The 19,756-nt window shown below is 41.3% G+C and carries 25 protein-coding genes and 2 pseudogenes; 17 read left to right on the plus strand and 10 right to left on the minus strand.

Features of this window, described 5'->3' with window-relative positions; translation table 11 throughout:
• Positions 1 to 67: 67 nt before the first annotated feature.
• Entirely contained in the window at positions 68 to 1,276 is a 1,209-nt protein-coding gene (locus tag G4417_RS12930; RefSeq protein WP_055249025.1) for an IS110 family transposase, read from the minus strand.
• Between the two features lie 172 nt (positions 1,277 to 1,448).
• Between G4417_RS12930 and G4417_RS12935 the strand changes: the two genes are divergently transcribed.
• From G4417_RS12935 to mobQ, 13 genes are all read left to right on the plus strand, one after another.
• Complete coding sequence (locus tag G4417_RS12935; RefSeq protein ID WP_243872143.1) at positions 1,449 to 1,838, plus strand: DUF6050 family protein; 390 nt, start codon at positions 1,449 to 1,451, stop codon at positions 1,836 to 1,838.
• Positions 1,804 to 2,091 (plus strand): DUF6809 family protein, encoded by a 288-nt coding sequence (locus G4417_RS12940; protein WP_015541255.1) that lies wholly within the window; start codon positions 1,804 to 1,806, stop codon positions 2,089 to 2,091. The genes G4417_RS12935 and G4417_RS12940 overlap by 35 nt, the downstream gene beginning before the upstream one ends.
• A gap of 59 nt (positions 2,092 to 2,150) precedes the next feature.
• The gene (locus tag G4417_RS12945) at positions 2,151 to 2,345 is read left to right on the plus strand and encodes a hypothetical protein (RefSeq protein WP_173717691.1); all 195 of its coding nucleotides are present in this window, start codon (positions 2,151 to 2,153) and stop codon (positions 2,343 to 2,345) included.
• Positions 2,332 to 2,628 carry a helix-turn-helix domain-containing protein gene (locus G4417_RS12950; RefSeq protein WP_242650178.1) on the plus strand — a complete coding sequence of 99 codons (297 nt, stop codon included), beginning with the start codon at positions 2,332 to 2,334 and terminating at the stop codon, positions 2,626 to 2,628. Before G4417_RS12945 ends, G4417_RS12950 begins: the two co-directional genes overlap by 14 nt.
• Positions 2,583 to 3,431, plus strand: a complete 849-nt coding sequence (locus G4417_RS12955) for a hypothetical protein (RefSeq protein WP_243872144.1) — start codon at positions 2,583 to 2,585, stop codon at positions 3,429 to 3,431. The genes G4417_RS12950 and G4417_RS12955 overlap by 46 nt, the downstream gene beginning before the upstream one ends.
• Before the next feature lie 124 nt (positions 3,432 to 3,555).
• Positions 3,556 to 4,038, plus strand: coding sequence for a PcfB family protein (locus G4417_RS12960; RefSeq protein WP_117457903.1), 483 nt, complete (start codon positions 3,556 to 3,558; stop codon positions 4,036 to 4,038).
• Positions 4,035 to 4,511, plus strand: a complete 477-nt coding sequence (locus G4417_RS12965; protein WP_173683760.1) for a hypothetical protein — start codon at positions 4,035 to 4,037, stop codon at positions 4,509 to 4,511. Before G4417_RS12960 ends, G4417_RS12965 begins: the two co-directional genes overlap by 4 nt.
• 47 nt (positions 4,512 to 4,558) lie before the next feature.
• On the plus strand, positions 4,559 to 6,409 hold the full coding sequence (locus tag G4417_RS12970; RefSeq protein ID WP_330598348.1) for a recombinase family protein: 1,851 nt from the start codon (positions 4,559 to 4,561) through the stop codon (positions 6,407 to 6,409).
• Between the two features lie 79 nt (positions 6,410 to 6,488).
• Positions 6,489 to 6,680, plus strand: a complete 192-nt coding sequence (locus G4417_RS12975; RefSeq protein WP_112091126.1) for a transposon-encoded TnpW family protein — start codon at positions 6,489 to 6,491, stop codon at positions 6,678 to 6,680.
• 133 nt (positions 6,681 to 6,813) lie between these two features.
• Positions 6,814 to 7,110 (plus strand): hypothetical protein, encoded by a 297-nt coding sequence (locus tag G4417_RS12980; RefSeq protein WP_158365019.1) that lies wholly within the window; start codon positions 6,814 to 6,816, stop codon positions 7,108 to 7,110.
• Positions 7,111 to 7,189: 79 nt separating this feature from the next.
• Positions 7,190 to 8,131: a serine hydrolase gene (locus G4417_RS12985; protein WP_158365021.1), complete on the plus strand. Its 942-nt coding sequence runs from the start codon at positions 7,190 to 7,192 to the stop codon at positions 8,129 to 8,131.
• A 150-nt stretch (positions 8,132 to 8,281) separates the two neighbouring features.
• Positions 8,282 to 8,575: a DUF3847 domain-containing protein gene (locus G4417_RS12990; RefSeq protein WP_147563635.1), complete on the plus strand. Its 294-nt coding sequence runs from the start codon at positions 8,282 to 8,284 to the stop codon at positions 8,573 to 8,575.
• A gap of 8 nt (positions 8,576 to 8,583) precedes the next feature.
• Positions 8,584 to 10,320: a MobQ family relaxase gene (mobQ, locus tag G4417_RS12995; protein WP_330598729.1), complete on the plus strand. Its 1,737-nt coding sequence runs from the start codon at positions 8,584 to 8,586 to the stop codon at positions 10,318 to 10,320.
• Between the two features lie 64 nt (positions 10,321 to 10,384).
• Here mobQ and G4417_RS13000 read toward each other — a convergent pair whose 3' ends face one another.
• A complete protein-coding gene (locus G4417_RS13000; RefSeq protein ID WP_158538937.1) occupies positions 10,385 to 10,549 on the minus strand; it encodes a hypothetical protein in 165 nt (54 codons plus the stop codon).
• 315 nt (positions 10,550 to 10,864) lie between these two features.
• Here G4417_RS13000 and G4417_RS13005 point away from each other — a divergent pair, with 315 nt between their 5' ends.
• Complete coding sequence (locus tag G4417_RS13005) at positions 10,865 to 11,101, plus strand: DUF6061 family protein (protein WP_005337278.1); 237 nt, start codon at positions 10,865 to 10,867, stop codon at positions 11,099 to 11,101.
• 324 nt (positions 11,102 to 11,425) lie between these two features.
• Positions 11,426 to 11,788: pseudogene (tnpA, locus tag G4417_RS13010) on the plus strand (IS200/IS605 family transposase); the annotation flags it as partial.
• 114 nt (positions 11,789 to 11,902) lie between these two features.
• Here tnpA and G4417_RS13015 read toward each other — a convergent pair.
• From G4417_RS13015 to G4417_RS13025, 3 genes are all read right to left on the minus strand, one after another.
• On the minus strand, positions 11,903 to 12,721 hold the full coding sequence (locus G4417_RS13015) for an ExeA family protein (RefSeq protein WP_173683763.1): 819 nt from the start codon (positions 12,719 to 12,721) through the stop codon (positions 11,903 to 11,905).
• Positions 12,721 to 14,127 (minus strand): DDE-type integrase/transposase/recombinase, encoded by a 1,407-nt coding sequence (locus G4417_RS13020; RefSeq protein WP_173683764.1) that lies wholly within the window; start codon positions 14,125 to 14,127, stop codon positions 12,721 to 12,723. The genes G4417_RS13015 and G4417_RS13020 overlap by 1 nt, the downstream gene beginning before the upstream one ends.
• A gap of 75 nt (positions 14,128 to 14,202) precedes the next feature.
• Positions 14,203 to 14,700, minus strand: a complete 498-nt coding sequence (locus G4417_RS13025) for a DUF6431 domain-containing protein (protein ID WP_173683765.1) — start codon at positions 14,698 to 14,700, stop codon at positions 14,203 to 14,205.
• A 190-nt stretch (positions 14,701 to 14,890) separates the two neighbouring features.
• On the opposite strand from G4417_RS13025, the pseudogene G4417_RS13030 reads away from it, so the two are divergent.
• Positions 14,891 to 15,007 (plus strand): annotated as a pseudogene (locus G4417_RS13030) (IS200/IS605 family transposase); the annotation flags it as partial.
• 339 nt (positions 15,008 to 15,346) lie between these two features.
• On the opposite strand, the gene G4417_RS13035 reads toward G4417_RS13030, so the two are convergent.
• The 4 genes from G4417_RS13035 to G4417_RS13050 form a co-directional block, all read right to left on the minus strand.
• Positions 15,347 to 16,264 (minus strand): sensor histidine kinase, encoded by a 918-nt coding sequence (locus G4417_RS13035; protein ID WP_005423700.1) that lies wholly within the window; start codon positions 16,262 to 16,264, stop codon positions 15,347 to 15,349.
• Positions 16,265 to 16,283: 19 nt separating this feature from the next.
• Positions 16,284 to 17,039 (minus strand): ABC transporter permease, encoded by a 756-nt coding sequence (locus G4417_RS13040; protein WP_005423701.1) that lies wholly within the window; start codon positions 17,037 to 17,039, stop codon positions 16,284 to 16,286.
• Positions 17,032 to 17,946 (minus strand): ATP-binding cassette domain-containing protein, encoded by a 915-nt coding sequence (locus tag G4417_RS13045; protein ID WP_005423704.1) that lies wholly within the window; start codon positions 17,944 to 17,946, stop codon positions 17,032 to 17,034. Before G4417_RS13045 ends, G4417_RS13040 begins: the two co-directional genes overlap by 8 nt.
• Positions 17,947 to 18,025: 79 nt before the next feature.
• Positions 18,026 to 18,709 carry a response regulator transcription factor gene (locus G4417_RS13050; protein ID WP_005423706.1) on the minus strand — a complete coding sequence of 228 codons (684 nt, stop codon included), beginning with the start codon at positions 18,707 to 18,709 and terminating at the stop codon, positions 18,026 to 18,028.
• Between the two features lie 191 nt (positions 18,710 to 18,900).
• Here G4417_RS13050 and G4417_RS13055 point away from each other — a divergent pair, with 191 nt between their 5' ends.
• Entirely contained in the window at positions 18,901 to 19,233 is a 333-nt protein-coding gene (locus G4417_RS13055; RefSeq protein ID WP_005337285.1) for a helix-turn-helix transcriptional regulator, read from the plus strand.
• A gap of 74 nt (positions 19,234 to 19,307) precedes the next feature.
• On the opposite strand, the gene G4417_RS16785 is transcribed toward G4417_RS13055, so the two are convergent.
• A partial coding sequence (locus G4417_RS16785) for a DUF6040 family protein (protein ID WP_243872145.1) occupies positions 19,308 to 19,756 on the minus strand: 449 nt, incomplete at its 5' end.

The raw sequence follows: 19,756 nt of genomic DNA on the forward strand, positions 1-19,756 counted from the left end.
CAGGTTGAAAAGTAGGTATCAAAATAAGACCACCACACCAGTGCTGGTCTGAGAATTATAATGATGATTAGGATTCTGGAAGAGATGAAAGATATTCTTTCACTCGTCCGTAATAGATTCTTAGAAACTTGTTGGCACCTGCAGTCATATAGACATAATAAGGCTTGCCTTGTGCCCGTTTCTTATCTATGAACTGATACACAGGATCATCCTGTGGGTGTGTTTTTATTAAGACATCCATTACCTGAAATAAAGTCTTTCTAAGATCAGATGAGCCTCGTTTTGAAGTTGGAACACTTTTTTGTTCATAACTTCCCGATTCATTAACACCGGGATCTACACCGGCAAAAGCAGTAATAGCACCTTTATGGGTAAAACGGGAAACATCACCAATCTCAGCCATCAATTGAGGACCAAGCGAAGCACCAACCCCTTTCATCGCCATAACAATAGGATACTCTGGGAGTTTGGATGCAGTTTCATTCATAAGTGTGCGTAGTGATTCAACGGTTGTAGAAGCACTGTTAAGCTGGTTTACAGCCTGCTTGATAATAAGCTTTGTAATGTCATCCTTAGGAAGTACAGGAACAAGTTCCTTTGCTTTTCCATAGATTTCCTCAGCTTTGGATTGGCTGAAGTTGTACTTTTTACGTTTGCACCAGTTTTGATAATGGTCGATAAAGGCATTCAGAGACATTTTACGGACACAGTCCACATGCCAGTATGTAGATGCAAAATCAACCCATTTCTGGCTGCCATCACTGCGTGCAGGACTGTCAAAGTAAGTATTAACACCAGGATAGGTTTGGTCAAGGATGCCGATAAGATTATTTTTCATAGCCGTCTTGTGCTTCATGTAAAAGCCGAACTGACGGTTCATGGTTTTGAGCTGATTGCGTAATTCATCCATAACATTATACTGTTTAAGATTTTGCCATTTGTCAAGAGCATATCGGGCAATCTTAACAGAATCCGCTTTATCAGATTTCACTTTACGAAGAGAATCATTATCAAAGTCTTTGATAAGTTTTGGGTTAATGGCACTGACGAAAAGATTTGCCTTTGAAAGCTGATGGGCGAGGACTTCATAATAACGTCCTGTGTGCTCCATCACGATTCGGGACTCCCCTTCAACAGAGTTGATGAGTTCTACAAGTGAATGGATATCACTGGCTGTGTGTTTGATTTCGAAAGGTGCGGAAACAATTTCACCGAAAGGTCGCATGATAGCAACCATACTCTTACCTTTTGAAACATCGATACCTACTGCGTTCATAAATTGTCACTCCTTAAGATTATTGCAATGGATAAATACCAGTTTTACTCATTGCCTATTCAATCTACTGTGGTGTGACGCGAATGCACCTATGGCGATTCAACCTGCATAAAACGAACGCTGCGAATGAGGAGCTGGTTATCAGTCTAATTTACGGACGCGAAGTCCAAGATTGGAAGACGATATACCGATTGCTCCATCATTATACAGCTTAAGCAACAAGATGGATAATTCCTTACTGGCTGTAAGGGATATTAACCATAAACATATTGTAGTAGACTGGAGAAAATTATTGCTTTTTGTGGGAATACCTTTCGGAATCCAGAAAATGTTTTTGCTGGTCGTTCCAAGAAATGTGGGGACAGGGGAAATGCTTGGTTTGGTGGTACTTAAACTGATGGTAGGAAGTTTGATTGGAATAGGGGTTCTTGCCTGGAGATTATTAGCTGTAGCAGGCATTTTGCTAAAAAACGGCATTTCTGGAATTATATGGATCATAAAAAGACTGAAAGAAATGGTGATCAAAAATGAGCGAAAAGCAACTGGAAAAATTGTATTATAGCATTTATCCAATGAATCAATGTGAGACACAAAGTAAAAGTTATGAAGAGACAAAGGAACTGTGTGAAACATTAGAAAAGGAAATGATAAGTCTAATGAGTCCGGATCTGCAGGCAATGTTTGAGGATTACAAGGAATATACTTTAAATCTTAAACAAACAGAACAGAGAGACGCTTACATAGATGGATTAGCGTTTGGGATTCGCACAATTTCGGAAGCCTTTTTACATGAGAACAAAAATAGAATATGGTGATTGAAAAAGCAGTCTGTCAAGGCTGCTTTTTCTGTACCGCTTACATAGGAGGATGAGATGTGATTGATTTGATAATTATTATTATGGCAGGAATAGTGCTTTTGTTTTTGCTGTCTTGTTGCTTTATGGTTGCAAGGCTATTGGATGAGGAAATATCTATGTATGGATATGAAGGAAAAGAAAACAGGGAAAGGGAACAACTTCCCGACAAATTGTCGAGAAGTTCAACAGATGAAAGACATGGAGATAAATGAAAAGATTCGTTATTTTCGGAAACAGAGAGGGCTATCGCAGGAGCTGCTTGCAGAACGAACAGGAATTAATGTGAATACAATTCGGAAGTATGAAATAGGCATACGAAAGCCGAAAGTAGAACAATTAAAGAAAATTGCGGATGGACTTGAAATTAGTGTAATAGAATTTTTGGATATTGAAATAGAAAATGAAGCGGACTTGATTGCTATGCTGAAAAAAATCAGTCCGTTTTTTAAATGGGACGGATTGCTTCATGTATTGGTGGGGGAAAAGTTTTTATGATTGGTGTTGGAAGTGCATTGGTATCACTGTTGCTGATCTTTGTTTGTTATTCACTGACACTGACAGCGAAAAGAGCAGATGAAAATTTATTGATGATTTGTGAAAAGAATCAGAAAAATGAAGAAGAGAGAGGAAACCGAGAAATGGAATCACAGAGAGACATTTTAAGAGTAATTGAAAAAGAAATCAAAAAAGGAAGTGCGCCAGTTGCATTTGCAGGTTTGGGGGTTTCCGAGGAATGTTATCATTTGGTAGATAGTCAGGCTAAGATGAACCAACTTTTAGATTATTTTTTTCGCAATGAAGAATACGCAGCTTTGGCAGAGCGGCAGGTGAAAAGTAATATCTATGCAGAAATGGGCAAAAGGCTGAATTTCCGTAGTGCCAGATCTGATCGAGACAGAAAGAATATGGAGGTAGCGGCAAAACGATGGATTAAGAAAAAGCATCCAACATTTGATGGTGATGTATATGTCGAAAATATCCGATGTTTTCTGGACATTTCCCAAGAAGAGTTAGAAAAACGTAAATGTACAGTCAATGAACAGGATACGACAGCACTTATTTTCAGCCAGAAACATCTTGAAGCATTATACTTGCAATGTCTTATGCACAGACGAAATGCGATGCAAGAGATTCCGGAATTAAAAGGTTTGTCAGAAACGTGCAACAGGATTTATAAATTGCAGGATGTAGATGTATTATTCCAATGCCTGCTGATGGATCAGATGGATTGGGAAGAAGAAAAGTTATATGTGCAGTTCAGCACAATTTATTTATTGAAGCAGACAGTGGAAAATTAAAACCCATGACTTCTCGACAATTTGTCGGGAAGTGGAAAGGAGTCAAATTCCAATGAAAATATATCTCCCCCATCTGTTAGTACCACCGTAATTTGCGGATCAGAATCGAAAGGAGGCGTGCAAATTGCAGGAAGAAGTTACACAGAAAACAATCGCATTGTCGGTTAAAACTGCAAGAGTGACTGCCGACGTGTTAAAAAATATGCTGCGGAAGTATCTGTCAGGACAGAAGCAAAAGGGAAAGAATCCTTACAAGGTTGGAAAACAGTCATACAAAGAACTGAAAAGCCAGGGTTCTGGTTTATCCAATATTGAAATCACAGATGGAAATATCAAGTCTTTTGAGCGTGTGGCGAAGAAATACCGCTTAGATTTTGCCTTGAAAAAAGACAGTTCGACCAAGCCACCGACTTACTATGTGTTCTTTAAAGGGCAGGATACAGAAATGATGAATCTGGCATTTAAGAAATATTTGGGTGTACAGATGAATAAAAAGGATAAACCATCTATTATGAAAAAACTTATGCACTTTAAGGATGCTGTGTCTAAAGGAAAGAACAGAGAACGAGCAAGAGAACAGCAGAAAGACAGAGGGCAGAGTTTATGACGGAGAAAAAACAGCAGCATAAGAAGAAAAGAGGAAAAGTTCAGCATATCAGAGGCTCTCCGAAAAAGAGAAAAATATCTGGAAAAGCTTTTTTTTCTTCAGAGAGTATCCCAGGAAAAATTCTTGCGGATGTGAAAAATCAGATTACGGATAAGGCAAGTGAATTGAAGAGGGCAGATCAGAAAAAGCTGTTTTTAGCTAATTTCCCCTATCTGATGTTTGCTTATTTTTTCAATAAGATTGCCTGGCTGTATCGGGTAAACACCGGAGCAACTTCCTGGGATAAATTTATGAACACTATTACTTATTTTGAACTGGCATTTCGGAATCTCTGGCCAAGCTTGAATCATATGGATCTGTTTTGGGGAATTACAGGAGGCGTGGCTGTAAAGTTTATTATTATTTACCGCACGAAAAATGCCAGGAAATATCGGCTGGGTGTGGAGTATGGTTCTGCCAGATGGAGTGCATAATTTTAAGTGTAAATGACACATACATGGACGCACAGGAGGTTATGCACATGACTGATTATAGCAAAATTACAGCCCTTTACTCCCGCCTTTCCGTGGGCGACGAGGACAGGGACGGCGGCGAGAGCAACAGCATACAGAACCAAAAAATATTTTTGGAGAACTATGCCAGAGGGCAGCACCTAACCAATATCCGGCACTACATCGACGACGACGAAAGCGGCAGGTTTTTTGACCGTTCTGCCTACTCCCGCATGATGGACGATGTGGAAAACGGGAAAATCGGTGTCTGCATTATGAAAGACCTTACCCGCTGGGGGCGTGACTATCTCCAAGTCGGAAACGCGATGGAGATATTCAGACGGAACAATGTGCGCTTTATCGCGGTCAACAACGGCATTGACAGCGAGAAGCCCGACACATTGGAGTTTGCGCCCTTTATCAATATCATGTCGGAGTGGTATGCAAAGGACATCAGCAAGAAAGTGAAAACGGGCATTAAGACCAAAGGCATGAGTGGAAAGCCGATTGTCACCGAAGCCCCTTACGGTTATGTCAAAGACCCGGACAACAAGGATTTTTGGATAATCGACGAGGAAGCTGCCGAGGTTGTACGCCTTATTTTCCGCCTGTTTATCGGTGGGAAGAACCGCAACCAAATCGCCGTATATCTGACACAGGAGCAAATCCCTACCCCCACTTTCTACATGAAAGACCGCGGGCGGGGAACCTGTAAAAATAAGACACTCAACGAGGATAACCGCTGCAAGTGGAACAAAGCCACCTTGACCAATATCCTCACACGGCAGGAGTATTGCGGCGATGTAGTCAACTTCAAGACTACAAAGCATTTCCGGGATAAACATAACCACTATGTAGACCGGAGCCAATGGCACATCACAGAAAATGTGCATGAGCCGATTATCAGCCGCAGCGATTTTGAAACCGTACAGCGGATTTTGGGAAACGCACCCGTCAGACGCCCCAACGGGGACGGGGAAATCCACCCTCTGTCCGGCTTACTTTTCTGTAAGGACTGCGGCGCAAAAATGCACATTCGTATTGATTACCGGAACGGCGGCAAGCGGCACGTTGCTTTTTGCAGCGAGTACCACAAGGGAAAAGCCAAGAACCCCAAATGCCATTCCCCGCACATCATGGACGCGGACTTGCTCATGCAGACCATCGCGGAAGTGCTGAAGAAAATCGAGGACTATTCTATCAGCAATCGGGCGGAGTTTGAAGCATTAGTGAAAAAGAACCTTGCCATGCAGCAGACCGATCAGACCAAGAAGCAGCAGAAGCGTATTCCGCAAATCACGACGCGCCTTGAACAGATTGACAAGGTGCTGAACAAGCTCTATGAGGACAACGCCCTCGGCACGATCCCGCAAGACCGCTATGAGCAGATGTCGCAGAAGTATTCAGAAGAATACTACACGCTGAAAGCGGAGCTTGCCACGCTCCAAGAGCAGCTATCCGCTTTTGAGAACGCGGGAGGACGGGCGCAGAAGTTTTTGAAGCTGACGGAACGCCATGCTGCCTTTACCGAGCTTACCCCCGCCATTCTCAACGAGTTTATCAGCCGGATTGAAGTGCATGAGCGCGACCAGAAAAGGGCGAGATACGCAATCCAGCACATCAGCATATATTTCAATTATATCGGCAAGTTTGAGAACGAAGTGACACAGCTTGCAGAGCCGACCGAGCAGGAAATCCGGCAAATGCGGGAGGAAATCGAAGAAGCCAAAAAGGAAAAGAGCCGCGCCTACCACCGGCAGTATTCAAGGGAGTACCGGGCGCGAAACCTTGAAAAGCAGCGGGAGTATGACCGCATGAAAGCGCGGGAATACCGGGCAAGGAGAAAGGCGCAGGCAGCCGCCGCACAGCCCACACAGTAAAACAGAATAACCGTCAACCAAGAGGGATTTTCCGAGTTACGGGAAATCCCTCTTTTGCACCCGGAGAAAGGAGCCGCCTATGGCAGAACAGACCCCCGACAATATCATCACGACCCAGAGGAACGGGCAGACCATTGTTGCGGAGTTATTTTTCAATCACAGCAGCACAGAAACATTCCGCGACAAGCTGCTCAAACTGGTGCTTGCCGACAGTACGCGTTTATCCGCGTCTGACGGTCAAGAGCCGGAAAAAACAGAAATCTTGCGATAACAGCCGCCCCGACGAACCATTCCCTGTCCGGGCGGTTTCTATTTGAAAATCCTCATTTTCCCCAAGTCAAGAGCCGGGAAAAACACCCGAAAAATGCCCCTATTGCGTAACAGGGGCGCAGAAAGGAGAGTTTATGAGAACAGGGCTTACGAAGCAGGAAAAGACCACCGATATTTGGTTTGACGAGAAAGACCCGCTGATCCATATCCGCACCCACAACACCGACCTAAAGAAACGGATGCTTGCATACAGCCGCCGCTACCCGGAGAACTGCAAGCAGACCGACACCGACCCGGAAACGGGCTGCATGGAGTTTGACATTGAGAAAGGCCGTTTCTCTTTCCGTCTGACCGCCCCATACAGCGAGGAACGGCGGGAAGCAGCGCGGCAATATGCCAGAGAAAACAGCACTACAAACTTGTTGAAATAATGTGGATTTGTTCATGTTCTTGTGCTATACTTTTCTCAAAGGCACAGAATGGCAGATATAAATTCGTGGGAGAAAAAATATGAAGAAGCATAGAAAATGTAAAAAGATAATAATAGCTTTTGTAACAGTGTTGTTTATAGCATTTGTTGCAGTAATTGGGCTACACAAAACAGGGATTTATCGTTTTGATTTCTTAAAGGACATCTATAAAAAAATTGATTTTCAACTAAGTACGAATGAGCTTAACATTCCGCAGGACGCTCTTTCATTTTCTGTTTATGATATTGAGCAAGAAGAATATTTATTTTACGAGGGTGATAGCCAGTTGCCCACTGTCGCAAGTTTGGCAAAACTATTTGCCATTGATTATGCTTTGGGAAAAGTAGATTTGGAAGATATTGTTGAAGTAAATCAAGAGGTATTAGAACTTGTTCCGGCGGGTTCATCTTTAGCAAATCTGTATGCTGGGGAATACACAGTTAAACAAATCATGGAGGCTATGCTTGTTCCTTCCGGAAATGACGCAGCCTATGTGTTGGCATATCATATCGCTAAAAACGAATTAGGCGAAGGTTATACAGCAACGGAATATATAGATTATTTCATGACAGAACTTAGTGAGTATTTAATCGAAGCAGGCTATTCCAAAACAAATTTATATAATGACCCAAGTGGCGCGTCTATGCAAGCTGACTCTCATTTAGATGACATTAACCGCGTAGCGTTGAAGCTCCTTAACTACGATTTTGTTAAAGAATGTATTGGAAAAAGCGAATTTTCAATTCAAACTCCGCAAGGTGAATTTACATGGAAAAATACAAATGAATTTTTAGATGAAAATTCACCGTACTATAATGCAAATGTTAAAGGAATGAAAACAGGAACAATGGCATCTTCCTATAACATTGTTGTTCTGTATGAAAAAGATGGAAAAGCATATTTAATTACCTGTTTAGCGGCACACTCAAATGAGGGGAGATATAAAGCGGTACAGTCTGCTATCAACACGATTATTGAATAATGATGATGAAATATCCCGTTTAAGTAAAGTGTCAAAACAATAAGGGTAAGATAAAACAGCACACAATAAAACTTAATACCCACCCAAAAGGGCAGCCGAGAAATCGACTGTCCTTTTTCTATGCCGACAGGCAGAAAGGAGCGGCCACCCATGACGAAACCGAGAGAGAAAACCCGTGAGGAGCTGCAAGCCGAGATTGAGGACGGGAAGAAGAAAATCCGGCAGTTTGAGAACCGGGAAAAGATGTTGCGTCAGAAGCTATCCAAAGAAGAACGCAGAACGCGCAGCCACCGCCTTATCGTCCGGGGCGCAGTCTTTGAAAGTATTGTGCCGGAAGCAAAGAACATGACCGACGAGGAAGCCACAGCACTTCTCCGGCTTGCCTTGACGAGTGAACCAGCGCGGGAGTTTTTGAGAAAACGAGCCGAGGAAACGACAAGCTAAATAATCCCTTGGCAACAAGGGCGCACTTATACACCCTTGCGGGCGTGTGCGCTCTGCCGAGGGCTTATCTCCGCACAGGGATTTTACCCCGCGCTCCGATATGGCGGCTTTGCCGCAACAAGGGGCTGCACCCCTTGCGCCGCTTCGCGGCTATCCCTGCACACCCACAAAAACAGTACACCCGCCGTTGGCGTCTGTACCATTTTTGCGGGATTTATTATCCTATCCGGGAGGTGATACCCATAGCCATTTACCATTGGAACATCGGCATTGTGAGCCGAGGAAAAGGCAAATCAGCCGTTGCCGCAGCCGCCTACCGAAGCGGCGAAAAGCTGACAAACGAATGGGACGGAATGACACATGACTACACTCGCAAAGGCGGCGTTGTCCATACAGAAATCATGCTGCCGCCCCATGCCCCGCCCTCATTCTCTGACCGCGCTACTTTGTGGAACAGTGTGGAGCTTTACGAGAAAGCCGGGAACGCTCAGCTTGCGCGAGAGATTGACGCAGCCCTACCCATAGAATTATCACGAGAGGAACAGATACGGCTTGTCCGGGAATACTGTTCCTCTCAATTTGTTTCCAGAGGAATGTGCGTGGATTTTGCTATCCATGACACCGACAGCGTCAACCCCCATTGTCATATCATGCTTACCATGCGCCCCCTTGACGAGCGCGGCACATGGGCAGCGAAATCCAAAAAGGAATATGACCTTGACGAGAACGGCGAGCGTATCCGCTTGCCAAGCGGCAGATACAAGACGCACAAAATTGACCTTACAGGCTGGAACGACAAGGACAACACCCTCTTGTGGCGCAAGGCATGGGCTGACTTTACCAACGACTTTTTGGAGAGGAACGGAAGCCCAGAGCGCATCGACCACCGCAGCAATGCCGAGCGCGGTATAGACGAGATACCCACCGTCCACATGGGCGTGGCTGCTTGCCAAATGGAGAAGAAAGGTATCGCCACCGAGAAAGGCGAACTGAACCGAAATATCCAAAAGGCAAACCGCCTTATCCGGGAAATCCGGGCGCAGATTGGAAAGCTCAAAGAGTGGATTGCCGACCTGTTCAAAGCGCGGGAAACCGCCCCAGAACAGCCGTCGCAATCTCCCGACCTCGCAAATCTGTTGATGAAGTATTTGAGCGTTCAGAGAGAAAAGAGCCGGAAGTATTCACAGCGTTGGCAACAGCAGCACGCAGCCGAAGAACTGAAAACCATAGCGGCGGCGGTCAACTATCTTTCCGAGCATGGTATCTCTAATCTTGATGAGCTGGACGCAGCCCTTTCCTCTGTCAGTGATAGAGCCTATTCAATCCGGGAGGGAATGAAAACCGCCGAGCAGCGCATGAAAGAACTGCAAAAGCTGATAGAGAACGGCGAGAATTATTTGCAGTATAAGCCCATTCATGCCGAACTGAAAAAGCTGAAAAACGGCTGGACGAACAAACGGGATAAGTATGAGGAAGCCCACCGCGCCGAACTGACCCTATGGAACGCAGCAAGCCGCTATCTCCATGCAAATCTGACAGATACAAAGACGCTGCCTATCTCCAAATGGAAACATGAATACGCCGACCTCAAAGAGCAGAGAGATACCGACTACACCAAACTGAAAGCTACCCGCGCCGAGGTTGCCGAGCTTCAGAAGATACGCAAGTGCGTTGATATTGCACTGAAAGCCGAGCAGCCGGAGCAGACACAGAACCACACCAAGCGGCAGGAACAGGAGCGATAAAGAAAAGGACGGGCAAGCTGATTTGCCTGTCCGTCCTCTATTCCCATCCGACAAAGGAATGTGTTCACTTCTTATCGGGTAAAAATGTCATTATAACGCCAGTAATGCCGATAACTGAAAAGATTAAAGCCCATTTGAAACTTAAATCAAAAAAAGCCACATTGCCATATCCTAACATCAGCAGGATACTAACTAAAATCAATGCTATACCTTGCAGTTGCCTTTTCATACAATCACACTCCTTTGTCAAATTCAAGTTGATATTTCACTTATTTTAGGAAATTTAATAACTGTTATATTTGATTATCAAATTCTTCGCAAACCCTTGAAAATACTAAGTTTGTAGCAAGTGAACTTTCCCTTACTCTTTCCCTTGTGTTATATCCTCCCATTGGTTTTCATGAACTTTAATATGGGAAAAATTAAGGGAAAGAAAATTTCATAACACATTATAACATATAACAATAGCGACATGGTGAACTGATTGAAATGTTTTCGATATTTAACTCTGTAACTGATTATAAAAAAATGGAGATAAGATACGATGAGAACAATTTATGCAAAATACAACATAAACCACGATAGTATTGATGTTTACACAAGTGCCGGATATATGCTTCGTATTGATTGCTGGGAAGCTGAAAAAAATCTAAAAACCACATACAGATCAGAATGTGCGCTTACTTCATTGGCTGTGGATGAACCTTTGGAATATGCGAGATTATATCTTAATGGTAATTTACAGATGTGGGTGGATGCAGAAGATTCACTTGAATTATAGGCAATTTAAACAAAAGTTTATATCTGATTTTCGATTGGAAAAATGAACGAGATACAAGCAAGGCAAGAGACTCGTTAACACAGATATTTTTTACATAATCAAAGTGGCAGGGGAGAAATCTCTGCCGCTTTTCTTCTTGTTAGGGCAAAGCCCTGTTTACCATTGTGTAGTTTTTCGTTGATCCGAAAAACGGAACTTTGGGAAACAAATAAACCACCTGCTATGCAGGTGAGTTAGGAATGCTTCAGCTTACAGTAAAAAACCTCCTGTGTTACAATAATGTTGGTTCGCCAACCGCATTAAAGGACAAAGGAGGTTATCCAAATGGATAGTAATAGTTTATCACATACAAAATGGAATTGTAAGTATCATATTGTATTTGCACCAAAATATAGAAGAAAAGTAGCATATGGAAAAATAAAGCAGGATATAGCGAATATTTTGAGTATGTTATGTAAGAGAAAAGGTGTAAAAATTGTAGAAGCGGAAATATGTCCAGATCATGTACACATGCTAGTAGAAATTCCACCGAGCATAAGTGTATCGTATTTTGTAGGGTACTTAAAAGGAAAAAGTACACTTATGATATTTGAAAGACATGCAAATTTAAAATATAAATATGGAAATAGACATTTCTGGTGTCGAGGATATTATGTAGATACGGTAGGGAAAAATGCAAAGAAAATTGTTAGTGATTTCATGAGCTGTCACCAGATTGCTCACATCAGTTGACGCTCACTTGCTTAACTTTCTGTCACCAGTCAGTTAGGCAATACCGCCTGTTTCCAGGCGGTACCTGCTTTATGAAGTTACCATCCCAAGCATCTCGTGTTCCACAACGAACTTGATCATATAATCATCGATCAATCGTTTCTGATTTTGAAACGCATACATCAGAGCTTTTTCACAGACACGGTTGATCATCCGTGGGATTCCTGCAGATGCCTTATGGATCTCATCCAATGCCTTGGTTGTAAATATTTCCTGCCCGCATCCGGAGTAATCCATGTGGCTTACGATATATTGTTCTGTTTCAGAACGGTCAAGATGAGGCAGCGTACAGTACATGTCAATGCGCTGCCGGATGGCGGCATACCGCTGCAGCTTTAGTTTATTTTCCCACAGTTCGGTCTGTCCGACTAAAACAACAGCCATGGGACTCATGGAATCAAACCGGTAGTTGAGCAGAAAGCGAAACTCTTCCAGTGTCTCCTTCTCCAACAAGTGGGCTTCATCCAGGATGCAGACAACCTTTTTACGCTGTACGCCCCGGATTACCTCGATCTCCTGTTGCAGCTGGCGCTTTGAATCACCGCGGTAGAAACGGGATTCCAGCCCCAACTGATCCAGCAGACCTTTATAGAACCACCTTGGGGTCAGTTTTGAGTCTGACAGATAAAGGATGATGTAATCCTCTTTTGGAAGTTCCGAATAAAACCGGCGGATAAGCGTTGACTTTCCACACCCTGAATCAGCTGTTACAACAGCAAACATCTGGCGGTCCGCCACATAAGCCAGACGGCCGAGAGTTTCCCGGAAAGCATTGGATTCGAACAGTTTTTCAGGAGGGACATCCCGGACAAACGGTGTATGTTCCATGCCAAAGAATGATTCATACATTAGTCATTCGCCTCCTTCCTGTAAGATGCAAATGAAATCGCATCTGCCATCTGGTACTTACTCTGTGTATATTTCGTTTCCAGCGCATCCAGAAAACGGGAAGTTGTCGGCACTTGTCCCTGCATGGCAGCCGGAAGTGTTGCCTGCCTGTCGCAATACGGTCCAATCTTTACAGGCCTTACCTGAAAAGGTTCAAATCCGGGATAGGAAACGGTGATGATCTCAGGATTTGCCGGATCATAGGAGATTTCCACCGTATATCCGATCAGGGCAGGTTTGGTTTCATACCTTTGCCCACGGAAACTGATACAGGCACCTTTATCCACTTTTCGCTGCTCATGGTGCAGGAAAGCTTCGGCTACAACGGCTGTATCCAAAAAAGTCAGTGGACGGCTGTCCCGGTTCCATTCCTGCAGTGGTGATATGCCTTCTTCCGGAATGGCGGCACCGAGGCTTTCGTAGTATTCTGCAATGCCATCATGCTTTTTCTTGTGGTAATACTCATCCAGGTAGATTGCCCACAAACGGTTCAGTTCCTCCAATGTTCTGATATTTTTCAGCTTTGATTCCCGGATAAAAGCATCTACCACCTGATGGAACTTTTCGATTTTCCCTTTACTTTTGCCGGATCTTGGTTTTGCATACATCACACGGATGCCCAGCCTTGCAAGGGAAGAACGGATCTGTTTTGCGATATACTGTGTTCCATTATCAAAGTAACAGGAATCGAAGATTCCATACCGGGAAATCGCTTGGTGAAACGTATCTTCAATGATTGATTCTCCCTGATTGTCATAAAACCGGGATGATAGAAGATACCTGGAATGGTCATCGATTGCTGAGGACAGGTAAGTCTGTACCTTAGCCCCATTTCTTCCGATTGGAAGCTTGGGTCCATATTTGATGTCCGCCTGGATCAGCATCATACGGTGCGGTTTGCAAAAGCGTTTGGAAGAACTGTTTCTTGCATCCTGATACATTTGCATCTGCTTTTGTCCGTAACCAGCCTTATAGATATGGCGTTCCAAAGTAGAACGCTTTAAAGTACCGGGTACCGCAAGCCCTTCCGTTTCCAGGATGTAGATGATCTGGGCAACCGACCGCTCCGGAACCTCCTTGCGAAGTTGGATTGCCTGTTCCAACAGGAACGAAAAGTTTTCCGGAAGTTTTTGTGACCGGTGTTTCTCACGGTCAGCAGGTTTTAGCCCTGTAAACTGCCTTTCCGAAAAAGCTTTTTCATAGCGGTAAAGGGAACGGACAGATATGTTGTTTTCTTCTGCAATCTTTTTGCGAAGCTGGATACGCTTTGCATCATCCAGACCAGTCTGGAGAAGCGGTGAAATCAATTGAAAACGCCTGAGGGCTTCTTCCTCTTGCCATTGTTGTCTGTTTATTGTTGTATTCATAAGATAATGACCTCCTTTTGAGACCAATATACCCTTTGCTACTTTGACAGACGATGCAAAGTAGGTGCATAAGCCTTACCAGCGGATCGGGACTAAAAATCCCCCGCTGTTGTAAATCTGACGCAAGATGATTTCTAACCAGTTTTGATATTGGTTTCTGAAAGAATCGAGCAGTGAAACAGAAGCAAGCTTTTCTTTGTTATAACCCAACAGGAATTCCCGGATCGTTCTTAAATATCCGTTAATACGTTCATGATTTTCACGGAACCACTGCAGCCAGCGGAGCATGGTAGTGAAGGATGGGTAGTCTTCAGAATCCAGGTCATCCGGCTGTACAATACCGTCCAGTACTCCGGAGATCACTTCTGTTTCATAGTGCTTATATGGCACAAGACAATCCGGAAGCTCACTATGATAGGAGTGGCAGTTCTTACAATGAAACCGTCGGATGATTAACTGCTCCTTCACACCGCCTTCTTTTTTGCGGATACGTGGACGGGAATCCCGGTAGGAAAGCGTAGCCTGACAGATTGGGCACATATGGGTGGTCACACTGCTCTCAACAAAAAACACAAACTCCTCCTTGAGGACAAGTGAATAATCTGATATAATAACCATGGTTTAGTGACCAGGGTCTCAGAGTACACAACTTGCCAGGAGGGTGCTCTGAGACCTTTTCCTTTTTGTATGCTGATGACAGTATACAGGTCAATTCAGAGACAGGCAAGTAAATCAGTATTTTGATAATTTATGAGGTCAACAACAGAAAATACAGGAATATATAGCAAATCAGTTACAAGAAGATTTGGAATATGACCAGATGACACTGAAAGAGTATATTGACCCGTTCACGGGTGAGCCAGTAAAACCGAACAAATAAAAGAAGCCCTTTAGGGCTTAGTGGGTAAATGATGTTGCGCTTGGCGAACCTATTTCAGTGAGTCTTTAGACTCCAGTGCCGGTAATAGACCCTTATAGGGTCAAAGCAAGCCACCGGCTAAGCCGGTGGTCTTGACTAGTAGGACCATTCATAATTCATTTATTGATATTATTCCTTTGAACGAGTATCCTCCTACGCCACCATGTTTGTGTTAGAATATTATTTGCACGAAAGATGGCGGCTTTGAAACCGCCATCAAGTTTTTTATGTGAATAAGCAATGTAATACACCTACTTTATAAGCGTTTTTTTTAACCACCAAAGCAGGTTCATCAGTTTTTTATCCTTTTTGCTTAGGAAAGCACACTACAATTTCAAAAACATTATTATTTAGAGAAGCACTGATAGAACCGCCCATTTTCACAGTTAAATTCTTTGCTATCGTGAGACCTAAACCAGTTGTTTTGCGAGAACGAGATAAATCTGTTGTATAAAAGCGATTAAATATTTTATCTATATCAGATTCACTTATGCTGTCAGTAATATTCTGAAAAGAAAAGTAATAATATTCATTATTATCATAAGATGAAAAATGATAATCACTTTTCCCATGTGACAAGGCATTAGAAATGATATTTTCAAAAATTCTGGTTACTGCTTTTTCATCTCCATAAAATGGAAAAGAAATCTCTGCAATACTTAATGCTGGAATTATTTTGCGTTCCTCAAAAGATTTAAAAAAGGAAACTGCAACAGAGCGTAAAACAGCATTTAAATCAAATGTAGTATAAGAAAATTCCATTTCATCAGCTTCTATTCGTGCAAATTCAAACAACTGATTTAGTAACTGATTTAAAACATTCAATCTTTCATTTATAACAGCTGCTGCATCTAAATCTTCCTCGGACAACTCCGGCGATTGTAGAAGCATTTGGGTATATCCTTGAATAGCAGTCACAGGTGTTCTAAGATCATGAGCTAAATTTGTAATTGTTTCTTTGATTGCCTCATCCTTTTTTTGTAATGAATATACTTGTTTGTGGTAAACTCGAAGCAATTCATTTAAAGCATTTACAAGATCGGTTATATCGGAAGAGGGAAAATCTAATGTCAATTCCGCATGGGTAAATGAATGTAAAAGTGTTTGCAATTTCTGGCTTAACCGGGTTACCTCCCTACGATGAAGCAAGTAAAATGATAAAACAATAATAAGAGATAGTGTCACAATGATAGCATATATTTGAAGTACCACACTCATAACATTATCCCTCCCTGCATTATGTAATATCTCTTTTCTTGAAAATTGTTCCTATAACTCCACCAAATATAATCATATAGGCGAAGAAAATGATAATTGCGGTTGGAAGCCATTGAACTGCCATATCTATTCTTGTTTTATTGATATTACTAATTGCCCAAAAAATTGTGATGTTATATCCTAAGCCCAAAATACTTTCCAATCCATGAAGAACCAGATAACCAAAAAATATAAGCAAAGCATTAACTGCCATGCTAACTGAACTGTTTCTTATGAGAAAAACAAGTGAAATTGCGAGCGTTGATACAGCCATATGATATAATGCCTCACAGAATATGTAGGACACTATATTGCTAATGTTTGTAAAAGTAAGACCGCTTATTTCAAAAAAAATTTTATTACATAACAAACCAATTAAAAAGGCAGACACCAAAAAAAAGAATGATACAATCCAGCCAATTACAAATTTTGAGAAGAAGTAACTCCATCGTGACAGACCTTTTTCTATATAATGTTTTACAGTCCCTTGACGAAAATCATTTGAGAAATAGTAGCTGCAAAAAACAATCAAAGGGAATACAACCGGGTAATAATTAAAAAAAGAATCCCAGTAATTTGCAGAAACTTCTGTACCTACCAAATATTCCCTCATGCCAATCGTTGCTTTTTGTGCATAAGCACATAAGAATATCCATCCTGTCATCATAAGAAAACATACTTTCAAGACTTTTCCATGTATTGCTTTATAAAAATCAGCTCTAATTAAATTAAGCATTGACTATGCCTCCTCTCATTTTTTCATTAAAGTAATCTTCCAGTGACTCCTTTGTTACAGTACATTCATCAACAGAAATTCCATGATTAACCAGTAAGGAGTTTACAATTCCGGGATTGTCTACATATTCAAAAATCCGAATATTATTATCAGAAAGAATTTCGTAGTTTTTAGTATGGAGATTTTTCTCTATTAAAATAGCGGCCTGTGCAGTATCTGATGCCTTAATTTTTAAACAACATTGACATTTTTCATTTAATTCTTTTGCAGTGATTTCTTCAATCAGCTTGCCATTTTTAATAATGCCGTATTTCGTTGCAATTTTTGACAATTCCCCCAAGATATGACTGGAAATCATAATGGTAATATGTTCTTCCCTATTTAGTTTTAATAAGAAATTCCTCATATCTTGTATTCCAGTCGGATCTAAGCCATTGATAGGTTCATCAAGAATCAGAAAATCAGGATTTCCCAACAAGGCAATGCCAATGGCTAAACGCTGTTTCATACCTAATGAAAATTTTTTGACAATTTTATTTTCATATTGTGACAGACCCACCTGCTTTAAAATTTGTTGTACAGATTCTTTGCTTGACAGTCCATATGCATTTCTAAATACTTCCAAATTTTGTTTTGCGGTTAATTCTGCATAAAGTGCCGGAGATTCAATCACACAACCAATACGATAACGCTCAGTCTGGGGAACAAAATTTCCAAATAGTTCAATAGAGCCTTCTGATGGTTCAACCAAACCTGCAATCATTTTCATTAAAGTAGACTTACCAGCACCATTTTCTCCAATCAAGCCATATATTTCGCCTTTTTTAATAGAAATGGATACTTTATCAACAGCATAATAATTTGTGTATTTTTTAGATACTGTGTTCGTTCTTAGTATATATTCCATGATATATCCCTCCTTGTGGTTTTAGTGTAAGGGATAAGTTTAAGTAAATTATTTTCTAAATCTAAGGATTTCATAAAGATTATATGTCCATCTTAAACCCAATTCCCCAAACCGTTTTAATATATGATTTACTATTATCTATTGCAGCAATTTTTTTGCGTAAGTTGCTGATATGAACATTGATAGCATTTTCAGTTCCCTCTAAAGTTTCATTCCATAATTGCTCATAAATCATATCTTTCGTAAATACTTGTTGCGGATGTTCCATAAGCATTTTCAATATAGCAAACTCATTTTTTGTAAGGGGCAATTTTTGATTTTTTAGAGTGGCCTCCATTCCTATTGTATCTAAATTTAAATCGCCACAACATAACAAGGAATTTGATGTATATTGATTTTCATAAATCCGTCGCAAAATCGTTTCAATCCTTGCAAGTAGTTCTTCTATATCGAAGGGTTTCGTTACATAATCATCAGCACCGTTTTTCAATAAGAAAATTTTACTTTTAGAATCTTCTTTTGCAGATAGACCGATTACAGGTACATTTTTTGTTTTCTTTATTTCTGCTAAAACTTGTTCACCAGAAAGACCGGGAAGCATTAAATCCAAAATAATCAGATTAACTTTTTGCTTTTCAAGAAAAAGAAGGGCTTCTGTTCCTGAATAAGCAGAATATGTTATATAACCATTTTTCCGAAGATATTTAACAAGCATATCATTGATAGCCATATCGTCATCAACTATTAGAATTGTGTAATTCATATAAAATACCTCTCTTTAACATTGATCAATTTGCAGAATATAATTTTATGGCATATTCGTATCAACTTTATCACAATCGTTTGCTATATTCAATCATGTGGCTATTTGATAATGAAATAAAATACTACTTAACATCAAATTTCATTACATTCTCATAATTCAACCCGAAATGTACAATGATATAGGGTGATATGAGAATGAACCAAGATGAAATCAGGTTTGACTTTCATGGGCTCGGGCTGGCAATCAAACAAGCCAGAGAGGAAAGGGGCTGGACACAGGCCTATGTGGCGGAGCTGGTCGGCAAGACAGACCGCACGATTATGAATATTGAAAACAAGGGACAACATCCCAGCTTCAATTTATTTTTCAAACTCGTTACCATGTTCGATATTTCCGTAGACCAGTTTTTCTACCGGGAAGAACAGCGGGACGAACACAGTTGCAGAAAGCACATTATGTTAGTTTCCAATGTTATTTACATTGCTGAAACAATGAAACAGACATATCCTAATAGAAATTGAAAAGGATAATATAATAGCAGGGGACGATGTGCGTTTTATCCCCTGCTCTTATACGTTTTTCTATCATATTTTCATCAATATAGCTTGGTATTTAACTGATTTTTCAAATAACATCTAAGTCCAACATATGCTCCCTGTGAAAGCACAAAAAGCAATAGAAGATTTACTGACAGTACCTTTTTGATTGTTTCTCCAAAATAAATGATGACAGCAGTACTTGTCAGTATTATCAGTAGGGTAATAACATCCCAACAGTTTTTCTTATATAATTCTATAACCTTTATTTCTATCAGTATCGCCAGTATCCCTGTCCCTGCGACACATATTCCGACAACCAATATCAGCAATACCCAATATATGATTCCGGCTATAAACGCATTAGGAATTTTGGTACTAATCTGTGCCACAGATTGCCCGGCAGAAATCGTCCATCCGATAAAGGTCTGTATGAATGACGCCGCATCATGAAAGAATGATTTACAATCGGAAAGGAACACATCTGACTGTACTGCCTGAAAAAGAG

The organism is Blautia wexlerae (genome assembly GCF_013300825.1).
GTDB classification, from domain to species: Bacteria; Bacillota; Clostridia; order Lachnospirales; family Lachnospiraceae; genus Blautia_A; species Blautia_A wexlerae_B.

Excerpts from the sequence above, each read along its gene's own strand:
- G4417_RS12940 (WP_015541255.1), top strand. The coding sequence starts at position 1,804 with ATGAGCGAAAAGCAACTGGAAAAATTGTATTATAGCATTTATCCAATG.
- G4417_RS12975 (WP_112091126.1), top strand. The coding sequence starts at position 6,489 with ATGGCAGAACAGACCCCCGACAATATCATCACGACCCAGAGGAACGGG.
- G4417_RS12990 (WP_147563635.1), top strand. The coding sequence starts at position 8,282 with ATGACGAAACCGAGAGAGAAAACCCGTGAGGAGCTGCAAGCCGAGATT.
- G4417_RS12955 (WP_243872144.1), top strand. The coding sequence starts at position 2,583 with ATGGGACGGATTGCTTCATGTATTGGTGGGGGAAAAGTTTTTATGATT.
- G4417_RS13055 (WP_005337285.1), top strand. The coding sequence starts at position 18,901 with ATGAGAATGAACCAAGATGAAATCAGGTTTGACTTTCATGGGCTCGGG.
- G4417_RS13045 (WP_005423704.1), bottom strand. The coding sequence starts at position 17,946 with ATGGAATATATACTAAGAACGAACACAGTATCTAAAAAATACACAAAT.
- G4417_RS13015 (WP_173683763.1), bottom strand. The coding sequence starts at position 12,721 with ATGTATGAATCATTCTTTGGCATGGAACATACACCGTTTGTCCGGGAT.
- G4417_RS12970 (WP_330598348.1), top strand. The coding sequence starts at position 4,559 with ATGACTGATTATAGCAAAATTACAGCCCTTTACTCCCGCCTTTCCGTG.
- G4417_RS13020 (WP_173683764.1), bottom strand. The coding sequence starts at position 14,127 with ATGAATACAACAATAAACAGACAACAATGGCAAGAGGAAGAAGCCCTC.
- G4417_RS13035 (WP_005423700.1), bottom strand. The coding sequence starts at position 16,264 with ATGAGTGTGGTACTTCAAATATATGCTATCATTGTGACACTATCTCTT.
- G4417_RS13000 (WP_158538937.1), bottom strand. The coding sequence starts at position 10,549 with ATGAAAAGGCAACTGCAAGGTATAGCATTGATTTTAGTTAGTATCCTG.
- G4417_RS12980 (WP_158365019.1), top strand. The coding sequence starts at position 6,814 with ATGAGAACAGGGCTTACGAAGCAGGAAAAGACCACCGATATTTGGTTT.
- G4417_RS13050 (WP_005423706.1), bottom strand. The coding sequence starts at position 18,709 with ATGAATTACACAATTCTAATAGTTGATGACGATATGGCTATCAATGAT.
- G4417_RS12930 (WP_055249025.1), bottom strand. The coding sequence starts at position 1,276 with ATGAACGCAGTAGGTATCGATGTTTCAAAAGGTAAGAGTATGGTTGCT.
- G4417_RS12985 (WP_158365021.1), top strand. The coding sequence starts at position 7,190 with ATGAAGAAGCATAGAAAATGTAAAAAGATAATAATAGCTTTTGTAACA.
- G4417_RS13005 (WP_005337278.1), top strand. The coding sequence starts at position 10,865 with ATGAGAACAATTTATGCAAAATACAACATAAACCACGATAGTATTGAT.
- G4417_RS13040 (WP_005423701.1), bottom strand. The coding sequence starts at position 17,039 with ATGCTTAATTTAATTAGAGCTGATTTTTATAAAGCAATACATGGAAAA.
- G4417_RS12965 (WP_173683760.1), top strand. The coding sequence starts at position 4,035 with ATGACGGAGAAAAAACAGCAGCATAAGAAGAAAAGAGGAAAAGTTCAG.
- G4417_RS12950 (WP_242650178.1), top strand. The coding sequence starts at position 2,332 with ATGGAGATAAATGAAAAGATTCGTTATTTTCGGAAACAGAGAGGGCTA.